Source organism: Candidatus Magnetaquicoccus inordinatus (assembly GCF_004217665.1).
Taxonomy (GTDB): domain Bacteria; phylum Pseudomonadota; class Magnetococcia; order Magnetococcales; family Magnetaquicoccaceae; genus Magnetaquicoccus; species Magnetaquicoccus inordinatus.
Genome location: NZ_RXIU01000290.1, coordinates 1 through 3,382 on the forward strand (window position 1 = coordinate 1; position 3,382 = coordinate 3,382).

Annotated in this window: 3 protein-coding genes; 2 read left to right on the forward strand and 1 reads right to left on the reverse strand. The window is 49.6% G+C overall.

Annotation, left to right across the window (positions count from 1 at the left end):
* Nucleotides 1-282 precede the first annotated feature (282 nt).
* Entirely contained in the window at nt 283-1,899 is a 1,617-nt protein-coding gene (locus tag EJP87_RS14765) for a CheR family methyltransferase (RefSeq protein WP_130472626.1), read from the forward strand.
* A 397-nt stretch (nt 1,900-2,296) separates the two neighbouring features.
* Here EJP87_RS14765 and EJP87_RS14770 read toward each other — a convergent pair whose 3' ends face one another.
* Nucleotides 2,297-3,073 carry a formylglycine-generating enzyme family protein gene (locus tag EJP87_RS14770; protein ID WP_130472627.1) on the reverse strand — a complete coding sequence of 259 codons (777 nt, stop codon included), beginning with the start codon at nt 3,071-3,073 and terminating at the stop codon, nt 2,297-2,299.
* Between the two features lie 108 nt (nt 3,074-3,181).
* Between EJP87_RS14770 and EJP87_RS18675 the strand changes: the two genes are divergently transcribed.
* A partial coding sequence (locus EJP87_RS18675) for a hypothetical protein (protein WP_227657668.1) occupies nt 3,182-3,382 on the forward strand: 201 nt, incomplete at its 3' end.

Here is a 3,382-nt window from a genome sequence, read left to right on the forward strand (position 1 = left end):
CCCCATGGGGATGCTGTGCGGATTGGCGCAAAAAGGCGCGCCAATCCGCACAGCTTGCTTCCATTAGGCGCGCCGCGCCGACGCAAAAAGCGCGTCGGCTTGTTGTGAAAGGCGCGCCAAAAGCAGAAGATTAAAAACAAAATCCCAGGGATTCCATCCCTGGACCCGGCCAGGGAGGTGCCCTCCCTGGACCCGCAGTTGTTTTGGATGGTGGATAGTTACAATGATTTTGCCAAGTATCGAGCAGTTGCTTGGCGTGGTGGAGAGCAGACAGGTGGGTAAATGATTTTGCCACGTATCGAACAGTTGGTTGAGCAGCATTCTGGATTGACCTTTCAAGGGGAGCGCAAAAAAAATTTGCAGCGGGCGGTTGAGGAGCGTATGGGCGCTTTAAGCCTGCAGCAGGCAAGCAGTTATGCAGAGATTTTGGAGCAGCAGAGCCAGGAGCGGGAAAATCTGATCAGTCTGTTGACGGTCAATGAGACCTATTTTATGCGTGAACCGGCGCAGATTCATTTTGTAGTCAATCGTCTGCTTCCAGAGTTGATCCACAGCAGCAAACAGCGTCAGGAGATAGTGATTTTGAGTGCCGGTTGCGCAACTGGTGAGGAGCCATACTCTCTGGCTATAGCTTTGTATGATAAATTTGCCCAAACCTTGGGACATTTTGTTCGTATTATCGGCATTGATGTGGATGTGAAAGCATTGGCCATTGCCAAAGAGGCGATTTATGGTCGCAACTCTTTTCGTGGCAATGGCCATGATTTTTTGCAAAAGCATTTTACCCGTCTGCATGACCAGCGCTATCAACTGAATGAAAATTATAGAAAATTAGTTACTTTTCACAATTGCAACATTCTCAATCGCCAGGATATGCTCAGACTGGCAATACAGGCAGATATAATATTTTATCGCAATGTTTCTATATATTTTGAGGAGCCTGCTCGCCGGGCGATTTTTGCCAATTTTGCTTCGCTTTTGCAACCGCCGGGCTATGTTGTGGTCAGTTCGGTAGAGAGTATGTTGCATGATTTTGGAATTTTTCATTTATTAGAGGAGGATGGGCTGTTTTTCTTTCAAAAAGAGGCGCCCACCTCCCATCAAGCATTGGGGAGATTGAATAAACAATTCAGTCAATTAAACAAGCTGCGCCAGAAACTACCGACAACAAAGCGGTTTGCGCCAGGGGATTCAGGCATATTCCCCTCCCATTCAACGGAGGAACAAACAGTGCCAGGCAGGTTAAAGGGCAAAGCCATATCTGCTGGCTTGTTGCCGGAGAACAGCAGAGCTGTCGCGGCCGATGCAAGCGCCAGGAGGGCGGGAAGCAACCTTGTTTCTGTAGCGGAACATCGTAACAGTAACAAATCTGTAACAGGTGCAGAGTTAGAAAATAGTTTGCAAAACGCATTGGTGTTAGCCCAGCAGCAGAACTATGCCCAGGCGTTGCAACTGGTGGAGCGTTGCATAAACAGTGAAAATATTGTAGAAAATGTGGATGCGCAATCTTTGCAGGCGGGGTTGTTGTTGGAGTTGCAGCGTTTTGCAGAGGCAAAGGATTTATGTCGGCGGATATTGGTGAGCCAACCTTGGCATATTGAGGCGCGGATGTTATTAGGGATTATGGCCAAGCGGGGAGGGGAGCATGAGGAGGCGTTACAGCAATTCAAGGAGGTCAGTTTTCTCAATCCGCACAATTGGCTGGCACACTATTATTTGGCGGAGTCCTATCAACAGTTGCAGCGCAAGCCGCAGGCAGTTCGTGCCTACCGGGTGACTGTCAACATACTCAGCAAGCAGGGCATGGGTAAGACTGGTTTGACACTGTTTGCTCCTTTTTGTACTACAGAGCAATTGCTGCATTTGTGCAATAAGCAAATTGTGCACTTGATGGGCTGAGATTGTTCTCAAGAGCTCAATATTCTGGATAAAATGTAACTATACCCCACCCAAAACAATTGCGGGTCCAGGGAGGCATCTCAGTGGCCGGGTCCAGGTATGGAATCCCTGGGATTTTGCTTTTAATCTTGCAACTATTCAGTACCCAAAAACAACTGCGGGTTCAGGGAGGGCACCTCCCTGGCCGGGTCCAGGGATGGAATCCCTGGGATTTTGCTTGTAATCTTTTGCCTTTGGCGCGCTTTTCAAACTAAGCCGACGCGCTTCTTGCGTCGGCGCAGCGCGCCTAATGGAAGCAAGCTGAGCGGATTGGCGCGTATTTTTACGCCAATCCGCTCAGCATCCCCATGGGGGTAGAGCTGGCGAGCCAGTACAAACCTGAATAGTTACGATAAAATTATGGTGTCATAGCCAAACGAAAGCCGATGGCGTTGACCTTCATGGAGCTGCTGCCGCGATTGCGCATGGTACAACGCAAGTGTCGCGACACGCTGCCAAAATAGCCGCCACGAAAAATTCGATCACTGCCACCACTCTCTACTACTGGATCTGTGGCAGCAGCGGCTGCATAGGCGCCATAAATATCCTGTACCCACTCCCACACATTGCCACTCATATCCGACACAGCAAAACCGTTGGCCGACCGCTTGCCCACCGGATGCAGTTCTCTTTTGCTGTTGTCATTATACCATGCCACCGTATCTGCCGTGTTGGCACCCGAATAGATCTCCTCTTTGCCACCAGAGCGGCAGGCATATTCCCACTCTGCCTCTGTGGGTAAGCGATATTTATGCTCACCCATGCTGTTGAGCTTTTTGATAAACTCCTGCACATCATCCCAGGCGACACTATCTACCGGGCAATCTCCACCGCAATCCTTGGCACTCAAATCGGCAGGATCCTCACCCATTACCTTGCGCCACTGCTCTTGCGTTACCTCACTGCGACCAATACGAAAAGCGGAAAGTGTCACCTCATGGGCCGGTTTTTCATTATCAAAACAGCGATCATTCCACTCCAGATTGCAGCCCATGGAAAAAGTGCCACCCGGAACATTGACCAGCTCCATCCCCGTAACCGGGTCGCGAAAAGTGGACGGCGGATCTGCTGCGGCAACGGTAGCACTACAGGACAAAGCTAAAACCATAATCAATCCTCTGACAGCTTCACCCATCGCATTTCTCCAAGAGCAAATAAACAGTATGCAAATAAACTCTAGTGGACCAACAAAGCTGCGTTGACTACTCAAAATGATTGCATAATCCCGGGAGAGACACTGACCTTGACAGGAATCAGTGACGGACTACCTGAGATTTTGCTGTTGCTTGGCGGTGCTTTTACAAGATGCGCGAGCGACCATTGCTTCGCAACCGCATACCCCACAGGCGTCGCAGGCAAACTGGCGATTATGGATTGCCTTGCCACCTGTCAAAACAGTTTGGTTGGCCCACTGGACTATTATTTAATGAAGTTATGGCAAAAA